Source organism: Eggerthella sp. 1_3_56FAA (assembly GCF_000185625.1).
Lineage (GTDB): Bacteria > Actinomycetota > Coriobacteriia > Coriobacteriales > Eggerthellaceae > Eggerthella > Eggerthella lenta.
On sequence record NZ_GL622581.1, the window covers coordinates 73,112 to 85,299 of the forward strand.

Below are 12,188 nucleotides of genomic sequence, written 5' to 3' on the forward strand. Positions count from 1 at the left end.
CAGCGTTCCTTCCTACTGGTACAGCGTTCCCGTGTTCAGCACGGGCTGCGCGTCGGACTCGCCGCAGAGCACCACCATGAGGTTCGACACCATGGCGGCCTTGCGCTCGTCGTCCAAGTCTACCACGTTCTTCGCCGACAGCTCGGCCAGCGCCATGTCCACCATGCTCACCGCGCCCTGCACGATCTTCTCGCGGGCGGCGATGACGGCTTCGGCCTGCTGGCGGCGCAGCATCGCCTGGGCGATCTCCGGCGCGTACGCCAGGTGCGTGAGGCGCGCGTCGTCGATGACCACGCCGGCCTTCTCCAGGCGCACCGCCAACTCTTCCTTGAGCGCCTCGGACACCTCCTCGATGTTGCTGCGCAGCGTGATCTCGTCTTCGGGCTCGCCGGGCATCTGGTCATAGGCGTACGTGGTGGCCACATGACGCAGCGCCGTCTCGCTTTGCGTATGCACGTAGGTGTTGTAGTCGTCCACGTCGAACAGCGCTTTCGCCGTGTTCTCGACGCGCCACACGATGACGTCGGCGATCTCGATGGGGTTGCCGCACTTGTCGTTCACCTTGAGGTGCTCGCCGTTGTACGTGCGGGCGCGCAGCGAGACCTTCGTGGACTTCGCGATGGGCTTGCCCGTGGCCACGTCGACCGTGGAGCCGGCGTTGCGGGAGTAGAACGGGTTGGCCCAGTGGAAACCTTCGTCGCGCACGGTGCCCTTGTAGTCGCCGAACAGGATGAGCACGCGCGCCTGGTTCGGCTGGATGGTGAAGAAGCCCATCAGCAGCAGGACGGGCGCCACGCATACGGCGACGATGCCCGCCACCAGCAGCGCAATGCCGAGCGTTTGCGTCGCGGTCGTGATAGGCGCATCATCGGGCGGAGCCATGGTCGCCCCCGTCACGATCAACGCGACGCACAGCGCGACGACGGCGAGCAGAAGCGCCAGCATCGGCCAGCCGCTCCTTGCATGAACGGTCTTCTCGACGGACATGATGATCCCTTTCTCTCTCAGGCTCCGCGCCCCATGCGCTCGCCCGCCACCTCAGCGAGGTGATACGAATATGATATCACATTGAGATCGTTATAGGAAGCGTGGGGGCGAAGGGCTCCGCATCGCCTTCCTCCCCGTCGAGCATAGGCGTCTCAGAGTGTTTCACATGAAACATTTGTTCGTTCATGATGCAAAAGAAAAGGAGCCTCTCGGCTCCTTTTCATGGTTCGTGCTCGTGCGCTTATTCAGCGGCGGGCTCCGTGTAGTTGCGGTTCACGGACGGATCGACCTTCACGCCGGGGCTCATCGTGGAGGACACCGTGATGGACTTCACGTACTTGCCCTTCGCGGCGGCCGGCTTCATACGGAGGATCTCGTCGTACACGGCGCCGTAGTTCTCGGCCAGCTGCTCGGCGGTGAAGCTCACCTTGCCGAGGATGACGTGCGCGATGCCGTAACGGTCGGCGCGGTACTCCACGCGGCCGCCCTTGAGCTCGTTGATGGCCTTCGCCACGTCGTTGGTGACGGTGCCCAGCTTCGGGTTCGGCATGAGGCCGCGGGGACCGAGGATCTTGCCCAGGCGACCGACCTTGCCCATCTGATCGGGCGTGGCCACGGCGGCATCGAAGTTGAACTCGCCGGCCTGGATCTGCTGCGTCAGCTCGTCGGTGCCCACGATGTCGGCACCGGCCTCTTCGGCGGCACGAGCGGCTTCGCCCTCGGCGAACACGGCCACGCGGACGGTCTTGCCCGAGCCGTTCGGCAGGCTCACGGTGCCGCGGAGCTGCTGATCGGCCTGACGGGTGTCGATGCCCAGGCGGAAGTCCGCCTCCACCGTCTCGTCGAACTTCGCGAACGAGACCTCCTTCACGAGGGCCATGGCCTCGAGGGGGGCGCGGGTCTCCTCGCCGACCTTCTCGAGAGCGGCGCGATAGTTCTTGGAAAGCTTCGTCATGGTTCTTCCTTTCGTGGTGAGTAGCGAGCGCCCTCGGCGCCCTTCCACTGCGTTCTATCGAACAACGGCCGCCTTTCCGGCGGCCGGTCATTCCCTACGTCGGGCAGCTGGAGGCTAGTCTTCCAGCGTCTTGCCCTGAAGCATGGCCGCGACCTTCTTGGAGGGCACGTACTTGATCTTCATCTCGCGACCCTCGATGCGCACGCCCATGCTGCGAGCCGTGCCGGCGATGATCTCCATGGCGGCCTCGATGGTGTTGGCGTTGAGGTCGGGCATCTTGATCTCGGCGATCTCGCGGAGCTGATCCTCCGTGAGCGTGCCGACGGGCTGCACGTGCGGCAGGCCGGAACCGCTGTTGATGTTCAGCTTCTCCTTGATGAGGACGGCCGCCGGCGGGGTCTTGCACACGAAGGTGAACGACTTGTCCTCGTACACCGTGATCTCGACCGGGATGATGGTGCCGGACTGGTCCTGCGTCTGGGCGTTGAACGCCTGGCAGAACTGCATGATGTTGACGCCCTGGGCGCCGAGGGCCGGGCCGACCGGAGGAGCCGGGTTGGCGGCGCCCGCGGGGATTTGCAGCTTGATAAAGCCGGTTTGCTTCTTTTCAGCCATGAGAGCTTCCTTTCAGCTGAGTAAAATCATCTAGACAAATCTATCAACAAAGCGGCATAGGTCGAATGAGAAGCCCCGGTCCACGCGGGCACGCGACGCCGCTTGTGTTCGCACCTTTAAATCTTGGCCACCTGATCGAACGAAAGCTCGACCGGAGTCTCGCGGCCGAAGATGGAGACCATGACCTTCACCTTGCCGGCATCGGGCGACACCTCGGACACCACGCCGTCGAACTCGGCGAGCGGACCCGAGACCACCTTCACCGACTGCCCCACTTCCAGGCTCGACGAAGTCTTCTTCGGAGCCTCGCGGCTCGTGCGCTTCATGATCTTGTTGTACTCGTCGCGCGTGAGCGGCGCAGGGTTGCCGTCGGCACCCACGAACCCCGTCACGCCCGGGGTGTTGCGAACCGCAGCCCAGCTGCGATCGTCCAGCTCCATGCGGACGAGCACGTAGCCCGGGAACACCTTCTTCTCGCTCTCGACGCGACGGCCGCCCTCTTTGATCTCGGTGACCATCTCTGTCGGGATCTCGATACCGAAGACGTTGTTCTCGAGACCCATCGTTTCGATGCGCGTCTCGAGGTTCTTCTTGACCTTGTTCTCGTATCCTGAATACGTGTGCAGGACGTACCACTTCTTCGCCATGCGCTTAGACCCCCAAACCGGAAATTGCAATCAGCAGCGGCGTGATGACGACGTTGTCGAGCACGGCAACGTACACGCCGAAGAACACGAGCGCGACTACCACGACGACGCTCCAGCGCAGGACGTCCTGCTTGGTCGGCCACGTGACGCGCTTGAGCTCCGAGCGAACGTCCTTGAGAAACCCGAAACGACGCTTCTTCGCAGGCTTCTTCTCAGGAGCCTTCTCGACCTTCTTCTCGACGGCTTTCGCAGAGGCCTTCGCCTGCTTGCCGCCGTCCACGGCCGCGTCGCTTTTCTCGGCCTTCTTGAAGAACCGCTTCTTAGGCGCCTCGGTCGCAGCAGCATCGGCCTCGGCGTTCTTGTTCGCCTTGGCAGCGGCCTCTTCCTTCAGCGCCTGCTCCTTGCGGGCTGCGCGTGCGGCAGATGCCTTCGCTCGCTGTGTCTTTGATTTCTTCGCCATCTGATTCCTTAACCGGGGATTCGTATCCGTGTAAACGCCAAACAAGCAGCCTGATCACAAGCTGCTCATCCAAGCAACCTGATGCAAGCTGCTCATATACTCGAGCTGGCAGGCCAGGAGGGACTCGAACCCCCAACATGCGGTTTTGGAGACCGCCGCTCTACCAATTGGAGCTACTGGCCTATGCTCGTGCAAACCTCTGACGCGCTATCGGGTCTCTTTATGCACCGTGTGGCACTTGCACCACTTGCAGTACTTCTTCAACTCGATACGATCAGGATTGTTCTGCTTGTTCTTCTTGGTCGTGTAGTTACGGCGCTTGCACTCCGTGCACGCCAAAGTGACCAACGTACGCATGAATTCTCCTTTATGCCTCAACTGAAACGAGCTTGGATCTCATACACATGAATTTTCATGAGCGGGGCCCGCTTGGAGCGGGCCCCGCCGAATCACGCTAAAACGGTGTTACTTGATGATCTTCGTAACGCGACCGGAGCCGACCGTGCGGCCACCCTCGCGGATAGCGAAGCGCAGGCCCTCTTCCATGGCGATCGGGTGAATGAGCTCGCCCTTGATCTCCACGTTGTCGCCCGGCATGACCATCTCGGTGCCCTCGGGAAGGTGGGCAACACCCGTCACGTCCGTCGTGCGGAAGTAGAACTGCGGACGGTAGCCGTCGAAGAACGGCGTGTGGCGGCCGCCCTCTTCCTTCGTCAGGATGTAGACCTGACCCTCGAACTCGGTGTGCGGGGTCACGCTACCGGGCTTGCAGAGAACCTGGCCGCGAACGATCTCCTCGCGCTTGACACCGCGGAGCAGGCAGCCGATGTTGTCGCCGGCCTGAGCCTCGTCGAGCAGCTTGCGGAACATCTCGATACCGGTGCAGACCGTGTTCTGGGTCTCCTTGATACCGACGATCTCCAGCGGGTCGTTGACATGCAGCGTACCGCGCTCCACACGACCGGTGGCAACGGTGCCACGGCCGGTGATGGTCATCGTGTCCTCGACGGCCATCAGGAACGGCTTGTCGACCATGCGCTCCGGCGTCGGGATGTAGGAGTCGACGGCGTCCATGAGCTCCCAGACCTTCTCCTGCCACTCTTTGTCGCCCTCGAGAGCCTTCAGAGCGGAGCCACGGATGATCGGGGTGTCGTCGCCCGGGAACTCGTAAGAGTCGAGCAGCTCGCGAACTTCCATCTCGACGAGCTCGAGGAGCTCCTCGTCGTCGACCATGTCGCACTTGTTCAGGAAGACCACGATGTAGGGCACGCCGACCTGACGGGCGAGCAGGATGTGCTCGCGGGTCTGGGCCATCGGGCCGTCGGTGGCGGCGATAACGAGGATGGCGCCGTCCATCTGAGCAGCACCCGTGATCATGTTCTTGACGTAGTCAGCGTGACCGGGGCAGTCGACGTGAGCGTAGTGGCGGGAATCCGTCTCGTACTCGATGTGAGCGATGGAGATCGTGATACCGCGCTCGCGCTCCTCGGGAGCCTTGTCGATGTTCTCGAACGCCGTGAAGTCGGCACGAGCGGAGCCGTGCGAGCCGTCGTTCTCGGACAGCGTCTTGGAAATGGCGGCCGTCAGGGTCGTCTTACCGTGGTCGACGTGGCCGATGGTACCGATGTTAACATGCGGCTTGGAACGCTCGAACTTCTCCTTAGCCATGTTTCATCCTCCTTATAGGATATTTTCGCGAAACGAAAACAAAATAACGACGCGTCCGACAAAGCGGACGCGAAATAATACAATGGTAGCGGTGACTGGATTTGAACCAGTGACGCCACGGGTATGAACCGTGTGCTCTAACCAACTGAGCTACACCGCCAGGTAGCAAAAAATGGAGCCTGCGATCGGACTTGAACCGACGACCTCTTCCTTACCAAGGAAGTGCTCTACCGACTGAGCTACACAGGCGAAAAATGGTGGGCGCGCTAGGATTCGAACCTAGGTAGGCATAGCCAACGGGTTTACAGCCCGTCCCCTTTAGCCACTCGGGCACACGCCCATAATTCGCTGCTTAATTCATGTGTATTTATCAAGCTGCCTGCCGCGCTTTTCGGTGAACCCGAACGCGCGAGCAGGAGAATAATACGCTAGGAACATCGGCGTGTCAACTGTCTACACGCCCCCGGGCGTGTCTCCACGATTCCTCCTTTTCTCGACCTCTCCGCCCAGCGAATCGAGCGACGACCTCGCAGAAGCTCATCGCCCGCCGCCGTCCCGGCGTTCCAAAGTTTCGCGAATCGACAAATACGCTTTCACAAGATCGTCGAGGCGCATGCGCGCGTTCGCAGGACTGGTGGAAGGAAGTCCCGTGTGCGCAAGGCCGGGAAGTTGCGGCGCGCCGAAGCGGCGATAGAGCGCCGTCGCCTTCGAGCCCGTGGTGAACACGGCTTCGAGCGGCGCCGCCTCGGCAATGCGCGAAAGATTGTTCGCAACGGGGTCGACGATGCTCGCATCCGAAGCTCCGACGATAGCGCAGGACGACAGAACGTCCCAAAGAGCGATGCCGTGCGCATAGAGAAACGCCGTGCGTCCCTCGATGCCGAGCGGCTCGGGCTCGTCGAACAGCGCGCCCATCACCTTCCAGAACCGGTTTTGCGGATGCCCGTAGTAGAATCCGATCTCGCGCGATTTCGGAGAAGGCATGGTTCCCAGCACGAGCACGCGCGAATCGACTGCATATATAGGTTCGAGCGGATGCTCGATGCGAACGGCTTCCACGAGCCCTCCCCTATGCGCGGCTGGGCAGCTCGAGCGAAGCCTCGTCCAGCACATGCCCGCGAACGGCGCGCCTGAACTCGTTGAGGAAGTAGCCCTCGGACAAACCGAGCTCGCAATCGAGCGCGTACACGGTCAGCGTGTAGTCGTGCGTCTTGTCAGGCGGGTACGGGCCCGCGTAACGATGGATGATGCGCGGGTCGGTATGGCTGCCTGCCAGAGGCGACCAATCGCTGTTCGAGCCCTGTACGCAAGCCAGCTCGCCCGAGGCGCTGGCGTTCTCGGGAACGAGCGTCGTGTCCGGCGCGATGTCGCACGCAAGCCAATGGATCCAGCAGAAGCCGCCTACGGGGACGGCGTCGTAGTCGAGAAACGTGAGCGCAAGCGAGCGCGCGCCTTCGGGCACGTCGGCGATTTCTATGGGAAACGAGCGGACGGGATGCCCGTCCAGCTGGTACGCTTCGGGGGCGTGCTTGCCGAAGCGATCGGGCAGCAGCCCGTTGTCGAGCTCGACGAATATGCGCATGGTCGATCTCCTTTCGCGCGGAACCAACGGTTGGCACCGTGGTATAGAAGAAGGGAGGGCCGAAGCCCTCCCTTAGTGATCGTATGAAGCCTTAGAACTGCAGCGCGTTCGTGAACTGCGCCCACGACAGCGGATCGGTGTCGCGCACGTACGCGTTGAAGGTGGGAGCGTGCACGTAGTGCGAGCCGCCTGCACTCACCGCGATACCGACGTGACCGTAACGCCACAGCACGTCGCCCGGACGCGCCTCGGAAACCGATACGACGCGCGCGGCTGCCGCGTACTGCGCCTCGCTCTGGTGCGGCAGATACATGCCCACCTGGCGGTACGCCCACGTGACCAAGCCGGAGCAGTCAAAGGAGTCGGGGCCTTCGGCACCCCAGATGTAGGGGCAGCCGATACGGCTCATAGCGTAGCCCACGACCGAGTCGTAGGAACCGACCGGACGGGACGGATACACTACAGAACCGCCACCACCGCCGCCGCCGGACGAACCGCTTCCGCCGCCGGAGCCGGAACCTGAACCGCCGCTAGCGCCGCCACCGCCGCCGCCGGGAGTTCACCGCCTGCTCCGCCTGGCGCTGACGCTCGGCCTCGGCCGCAGCCTCCGCCGCCGCAGCGGCCGCCGCCGCAGCCTGCTCCTGCTGAAGGAGCTCCTGCGCTTCGGCATCGAGGGAGCTGACCAGCTCGGTAGCCTGGTCGACCTTGGCCTGGACATCGCTTTGGATCTGTTTGGCTTCCGCAGCCTTGGCCGAGGCGATTTGCTCTTGGCGAGCGAATTCGTCCTTGGCAGCCTGCAGCTCTTCGCGCAAGGTCTTCGTCTGGTCGACCATATCGGCGTCGTTCTCGTTCATCTTGTTGAGAAGATCCCAATTCTGGGTGAACTCTTCGAACGAGGCGGCACCCAGGACGAAATCGACGAAGCTCGTGGATCCGTTGCGGTACATGTTGCGGGCACGCGTGCCCAGCTTGTCCTGCAGATCGCTGATCTGGCTGTTAGCGTCGTCGATTTTGGCCTGCTGATCCTCCATCGCCTTCTGCGCGGCATCGCGCTCGTCGAGGGCGGAGTAATAGCTGATTTCGGCAGCCTCGAGATCGGCCTGCAAGCCGATCAGCTGGTTGCGCACCGCATCGGCCTCGGCCTGCTTCTCAGCAGCCGTCTCTGCGAACGCGGTCGTCGGAGCCAGAACGGAAAGGGCGCCGAGCGCGGCCGCGCCGGTGAGGAATGTTCGCCTGCTCAGTCCGATTGTATGCTCGCTCATGTATGAAATCCTCCTAGATTGAGCACGTAGTATGTATGGGCAAAAGCTGAACGCATGATACCACGTTCGCGCCGATGGTCAAAAAAGGTTGTGAACGCGTTTCATAAGCCCAGTTCAAAGCCGCCACATGGGGCGATGTCGAAGTGCCGCAGCCGTATCCTTCACGTCACGAAACCACAAACAAGCCCTCCATCAGGCATGACGGGAAAAAGAGGAGGCCACCAAGTGTTGTGGTGGCCTCCTCTAGATGTTGTGCAACCGTGAACGATCCGACTACTGCACGACCTTTTCGACGGCGGCTCCCCCTTCGTCCATGTAATGGTCGAACTCGTTCGCGACCGCCTCCGACGGGGCGGGCGTGAGCAGCGACACGATGATGATGGCGGCGAACGACAGGACGAACGCGGGGAGCAGCTCGTAGATGCCGAACACGCCGCCGAGAGGCTTGATGAAGTTGTGCCAGACGAGCACCGTGACCGTACCAGTGATCATGCCGGCCAGCGCACCCTGCATGTTGGCGCGGCGCCAATACAAGGCGCACAGGGTGAGCGGGCCGAACGAGGCGCCGAGGCCCGCCCAAGCGTAGGACACCACCCCGAAGATAGAAGAGTTCTCGTCGTACGCCACGATGATGCCGAACATGAACACCGCGATGAGCGTGAGGCGCGCCACGATCATGACCTGGCGGTCGGTGGCGTCTTTCTTGACGACCCCGCGGAAGATGTTCTCAGCCACCGAGGAGCCGGCGATCAGCAGGTACGAGGACGAGGAGCTCATCGACGCCGCGAAGATGCCCGACACCACTACGCCGCACATGAACGGCGGCAAGATCATCTGGGACAGCACGATGAACACGTTTTCGGCCTGAGCCTGCGTGGCGAAGTCGACGGGAATGATGACGCGGCCCACCAAGCCGATGCAGATGCCGCAGGCCAGCGACACGACGCACCATACGACCGCGATCACGCGCGACTTCTTCACCTCGTCAGCCGAGCGGATGCCCATGAATCGCACGAGCACCTGCGGCATACCGAAGTAGCCGAGGCCCCACGCCAGCATCGAGGCGATGGTGATGAGCGGGTACTCGGCCGCGTCGCCGAACAGGGGCGTCCCGTTCTCCACGAGCTGCCGGCCCGCGTCGTCCACGAGGGGCACCGCTATCTGGGTGCCGCTGAGGAAGCCGGGGATGTTCTGCAGGAACGCGACGGTGTTGTCGACGCCGCCCGCCCAGGCGACCGAGCCCACGAACACGGTGGCCAGCGCGAAGAACATGAGCACGCCCTGCACGAAGTCGGTGGTGACCACCGAAAGGTAGCCGCCGACCAGCGTGTACAAAAACACGATGATGGCGCCGAGCACCATCATCGTGGCGTAGTCGAGGCCGAACAGCGTGGCGAACAGCTTTCCGCACGTGACGAAACAGCTGCCCACGTACACGCAGAAGAACACCATGATGATGAGCGCGGCCACCGTGGACACGATGTTCTTACGGTCATGGAAGCGCTTGCTGTAGAATTCCGGCAGCGTGATGGAATCGCCCGCCACCACGGAATACTTCCGCAAACGCTTCGCCACGAACTTCCAGTTGAGATACGTGCCGATGGCAAGGCCGATGGCGGTCCACATGGCGTCGGACGCACCGGTGAAGTAGGCCACGCCCGGCAGGCCCATGAGCAACCAGCCCGACATGTCGGACGCCTCCGCCGACAGCGCCGTGAGCCACGGCCCCACCCCGCGGCCGCCGAGGAAGTACTCGGCCGTCGACGAGTTCGAGCGCTTCGCGTACACGAACCCGATGGTGAGCACCGCGACGAAATACAGGAGCATCGCGAATACGACCCAAAAATCGTTGGAAACCACAGGTGTCTCCTCCCCTCTTCTCTATGCGAAATGAGGGAATTATACGACAACGGCGCGGGTCGAAGCGCGACTAATTGCGGCGGAGGCAGGTCATCGCCCCCGCCGCCCCGCCTCATGCAGGATGAAGGGACTTGGAACGAAGCCTACTTTTCGGCTTTCTCGGGGTGGCCGTGGTCCTTCTGCCAGCGATCCCAAGTGGAGTAGCAGATGGCGGCGCGCTGGTCTTGATCGGGGAACTTGTCCTTCTCGTAGCGGGTGATGTGCTCCATGCAGCGCGAGATGTAGGTTTCCTTCTTCTCGTTGGCGCGCGGGTCGGGTATGGGCATGAGGGCCTCCTTTCGTCGGATGCCCGCATCGTAGCGCGCGGAGCTTCCGGCGCAGCGGAGGGCGGCGGAGCCGTTGCACGCGGGACACCGGACCGTCGTTCGGCGAAAACGCTATCGACGGCCTTTCCCCTTAACCTTATACTGGGGATCGTACGCACGACTCACAATGGAAGGAAGCACGATGCCCACGTACGCGGAGATGGATAACGTTCAGCTGGCAGCGCTCAAGGAGGAGCTGGAGCGCGAGTACGGCGAGATCAAGGCGCGCGGTCTGGCGCTGAACATGGCGCGCGGCAAGCCCGCCAAGGCGCAGCTCGACCTCAGCATGCCGCTGCTGGAAACCGTGACCACGATGGAGGACTGCGTGGCCGCCGACGGCACCGACTGCCGCAACTACGGCGTGGGATTCGGCCTTCCCGAGGCCAAGGAGTTCATGGCCTGCATGCTGGACGACGAGCCGGACAACGTCATCGTGTTCGGCAACGCCAGCCTCAACATCATGTACGACACCGTGGCGCGCTGCTGGATGTTCGGCACGCTGGGCTCTGAGCCGTGGGGCAAGCTGGACACGGTGAAGTGGATCTGCCCCGCTCCCGGCTACGACCGCCACTTCGGCGTGACCGAGGAGTTCGGCATCGAGATGATCCCCGTGCCGATGACCGACGAAGGGCCCGACATGGACGAGGTCGAGCGCATCGCCGCCTCCGACGCCTCCGTGAAGGGCATCTGGTGCGTGCCGAAGTACTCGAACCCCGGCGGCACGACGTATTCCGACGAGACGGTGCGCCGCCTGGCCGCCATGGAGTGCGCCGCCGACGACTTCCGCATCTTCTGGGACAACGCGTACTGCGTGCACCATCTGTTCGACGACGCGGCCGAGCAGGATCAGCTGCTCGACATCGCCGCCGCCTGTCGCGAAGCGGGAACCGAGGACCGCTGCTTCAAGTTCGCCTCCACCTCGAAGGTGACGTTCCCCGGCGCGGGCATCTCCGCCTTGGCGGCGAGCCCGGCCAACATCGCCGAGATCAAGAAACGCGTGGGCGTGCAGACCATCGGCCACGACAAGCTGAACCAGCTGCGCCACGTGCGCTTCCTGCGCGACGCCGAAGGCCTGGCGGCGCACATGGCCAAGCACGCCGCCATCCTGCGCCCGAAGTTCGAGCTGGTGAACGCCAAGCTGCAGGAGGGACTCGACGAGGTGGGCGGCTGCTCGTGGTCGAACCCGCGCGGCGGCTACTTCGTGTCGTTCGACGCACCGCAAGGCTGTGCCAAGCGCGTCGTGACCCTGGCGAAGGAAGCAGGCGTCACGATGACGGGCGCAGGCGCCACGTACCCGTACAAGCAGGATCCGAACGACAGCAATATCCGCATCGCCCCCACCCTGCCGCCGCTGGAGGAGTTGGACGAGGCTATGGACGTGTTCACCGTCTGCGTGAAGCTGGCCTACGTGGAGAAGCTGCTGGGCTAGACTGCACGCCCGGCTTGCGATCGTTCGGAAGGAGCCGCCCTCGGGCGGCTCCTTTTCTTGTTCGGGGCATGTAAGGCGCACAGGTTGGCGCAGTCCGTAGGCCGCCGGAGCCGTCGGAACCGTCAGAACGGCGAGACGTAGAGGCGCATGCCGTCGGGAAGGCGCACCAACCCCGCATCTTGCAGGACTTCGGCAAGCGGGGAATCCAGGATCGATCGGCCGTTGAGCGTTTCCACGACCACCTTCTTGCGGGCGCCTTCGGCTCCGGCGCGCCTGAGGGAGCGCTTCTCGTGCGCCACGAGGGCCCGCGCGGCCCGGGCGAGCGCGTCTCCGTCGTCCGTGAACGACAGCAGCGAGC

At 63.1% G+C, this 12,188-nt stretch carries 15 protein-coding genes and 4 tRNA genes; 1 reads left to right on the forward strand and 18 read right to left on the reverse strand.

The features are described 5' to 3' along the window. Positions 1–12: 12 nt before the first annotated feature. The 17 genes from HMPREF1023_RS10540 to HMPREF1023_RS10615 form a co-directional block, all read right to left on the reverse strand. Positions 13–987, reverse strand: a complete 975-nt coding sequence (locus HMPREF1023_RS10540; protein ID WP_009306284.1) for an SPFH domain-containing protein — start codon at positions 985–987, stop codon at positions 13–15. Between the two features lie 241 nt (positions 988–1,228). Then, positions 1,229–1,942 (reverse strand): 50S ribosomal protein L1, encoded by a 714-nt coding sequence (rplA, locus tag HMPREF1023_RS10545; protein ID WP_009306286.1) that lies wholly within the window; start codon positions 1,940–1,942, stop codon positions 1,229–1,231. 114 nt (positions 1,943–2,056) lie between these two features. Continuing rightward, positions 2,057–2,557, reverse strand: a complete 501-nt coding sequence (gene rplK / locus HMPREF1023_RS10550) for a 50S ribosomal protein L11 (RefSeq protein ID WP_009306288.1) — start codon at positions 2,555–2,557, stop codon at positions 2,057–2,059. A 116-nt stretch (positions 2,558–2,673) separates the two neighbouring features. After that, complete coding sequence (gene nusG, locus HMPREF1023_RS10555; protein WP_009306289.1) at positions 2,674–3,204, reverse strand: transcription termination/antitermination protein NusG; 531 nt, start codon at positions 3,202–3,204, stop codon at positions 2,674–2,676. Positions 3,205–3,208: 4 nt separating this feature from the next. Next, positions 3,209–3,664 (reverse strand): preprotein translocase subunit SecE, encoded by a 456-nt coding sequence (gene secE / locus HMPREF1023_RS10560; protein ID WP_009306292.1) that lies wholly within the window; start codon positions 3,662–3,664, stop codon positions 3,209–3,211. Positions 3,665–3,770: 106 nt separating this feature from the next. After that, a tRNA-Trp gene (locus HMPREF1023_RS10565) sits at positions 3,771–3,847 on the reverse strand. A gap of 24 nt (positions 3,848–3,871) precedes the next feature. Next, positions 3,872–4,021 carry a 50S ribosomal protein L33 gene (gene rpmG / locus HMPREF1023_RS10570; RefSeq protein ID WP_009306293.1) on the reverse strand — a complete coding sequence of 50 codons (150 nt, stop codon included), beginning with the start codon at positions 4,019–4,021 and terminating at the stop codon, positions 3,872–3,874. Positions 4,022–4,129: 108 nt separating this feature from the next. Then, on the reverse strand, positions 4,130–5,332 hold the full coding sequence (gene tuf / locus HMPREF1023_RS10575) for an elongation factor Tu (protein ID WP_009306296.1): 1,203 nt from the start codon (positions 5,330–5,332) through the stop codon (positions 4,130–4,132). 83 nt (positions 5,333–5,415) lie between these two features. Further along, positions 5,416–5,492: transfer RNA gene (locus tag HMPREF1023_RS10580), tRNA-Met, on the reverse strand. Between the two features lie 13 nt (positions 5,493–5,505). After that, positions 5,506–5,581 (reverse strand) — tRNA-Thr (locus HMPREF1023_RS10585). Between the two features lie 6 nt (positions 5,582–5,587). Then, a tRNA-Tyr gene (locus HMPREF1023_RS10590) sits at positions 5,588–5,672 on the reverse strand. 197 nt (positions 5,673–5,869) lie between these two features. Next, positions 5,870–6,391, reverse strand: a complete 522-nt coding sequence (locus HMPREF1023_RS10595; protein WP_009306297.1) for a DNA-deoxyinosine glycosylase — start codon at positions 6,389–6,391, stop codon at positions 5,870–5,872. Between the two features lie 10 nt (positions 6,392–6,401). Then, positions 6,402–6,914 carry a YbhB/YbcL family Raf kinase inhibitor-like protein gene (locus HMPREF1023_RS10600; RefSeq protein ID WP_009306299.1) on the reverse strand — a complete coding sequence of 171 codons (513 nt, stop codon included), beginning with the start codon at positions 6,912–6,914 and terminating at the stop codon, positions 6,402–6,404. Positions 6,915–7,005: 91 nt separating this feature from the next. Beyond that, the gene (locus HMPREF1023_RS16000; protein ID WP_009306301.1) at positions 7,006–7,374 is read right to left on the reverse strand and encodes a C40 family peptidase; all 369 of its coding nucleotides are present in this window, start codon (positions 7,372–7,374) and stop codon (positions 7,006–7,008) included. Between the two features lie 70 nt (positions 7,375–7,444). Then, entirely contained in the window at positions 7,445–8,176 is a 732-nt protein-coding gene (locus HMPREF1023_RS16005; RefSeq protein WP_009306303.1) for a hypothetical protein, read from the reverse strand. A gap of 273 nt (positions 8,177–8,449) precedes the next feature. Then, the gene (locus tag HMPREF1023_RS10610) at positions 8,450–10,036 is read right to left on the reverse strand and encodes a sodium/proline symporter (protein WP_009306305.1); all 1,587 of its coding nucleotides are present in this window, start codon (positions 10,034–10,036) and stop codon (positions 8,450–8,452) included. Between the two features lie 143 nt (positions 10,037–10,179). Further along, on the reverse strand, positions 10,180–10,362 hold the full coding sequence (locus tag HMPREF1023_RS10615) for a hypothetical protein (RefSeq protein WP_009306308.1): 183 nt from the start codon (positions 10,360–10,362) through the stop codon (positions 10,180–10,182). Positions 10,363–10,543: 181 nt separating this feature from the next. On the opposite strand from HMPREF1023_RS10615, the gene HMPREF1023_RS10620 reads away from it, so the two are divergent. Next, positions 10,544–11,830, forward strand: coding sequence for an aminotransferase (locus HMPREF1023_RS10620; RefSeq protein WP_009306310.1), 1,287 nt, complete (start codon positions 10,544–10,546; stop codon positions 11,828–11,830). Positions 11,831–11,952: 122 nt separating this feature from the next. Here HMPREF1023_RS10620 and HMPREF1023_RS15750 read toward each other — a convergent pair. Then, a partial coding sequence (locus HMPREF1023_RS15750; RefSeq protein WP_035578952.1) for a hypothetical protein occupies positions 11,953–12,188 on the reverse strand: 236 nt, incomplete at its 5' end.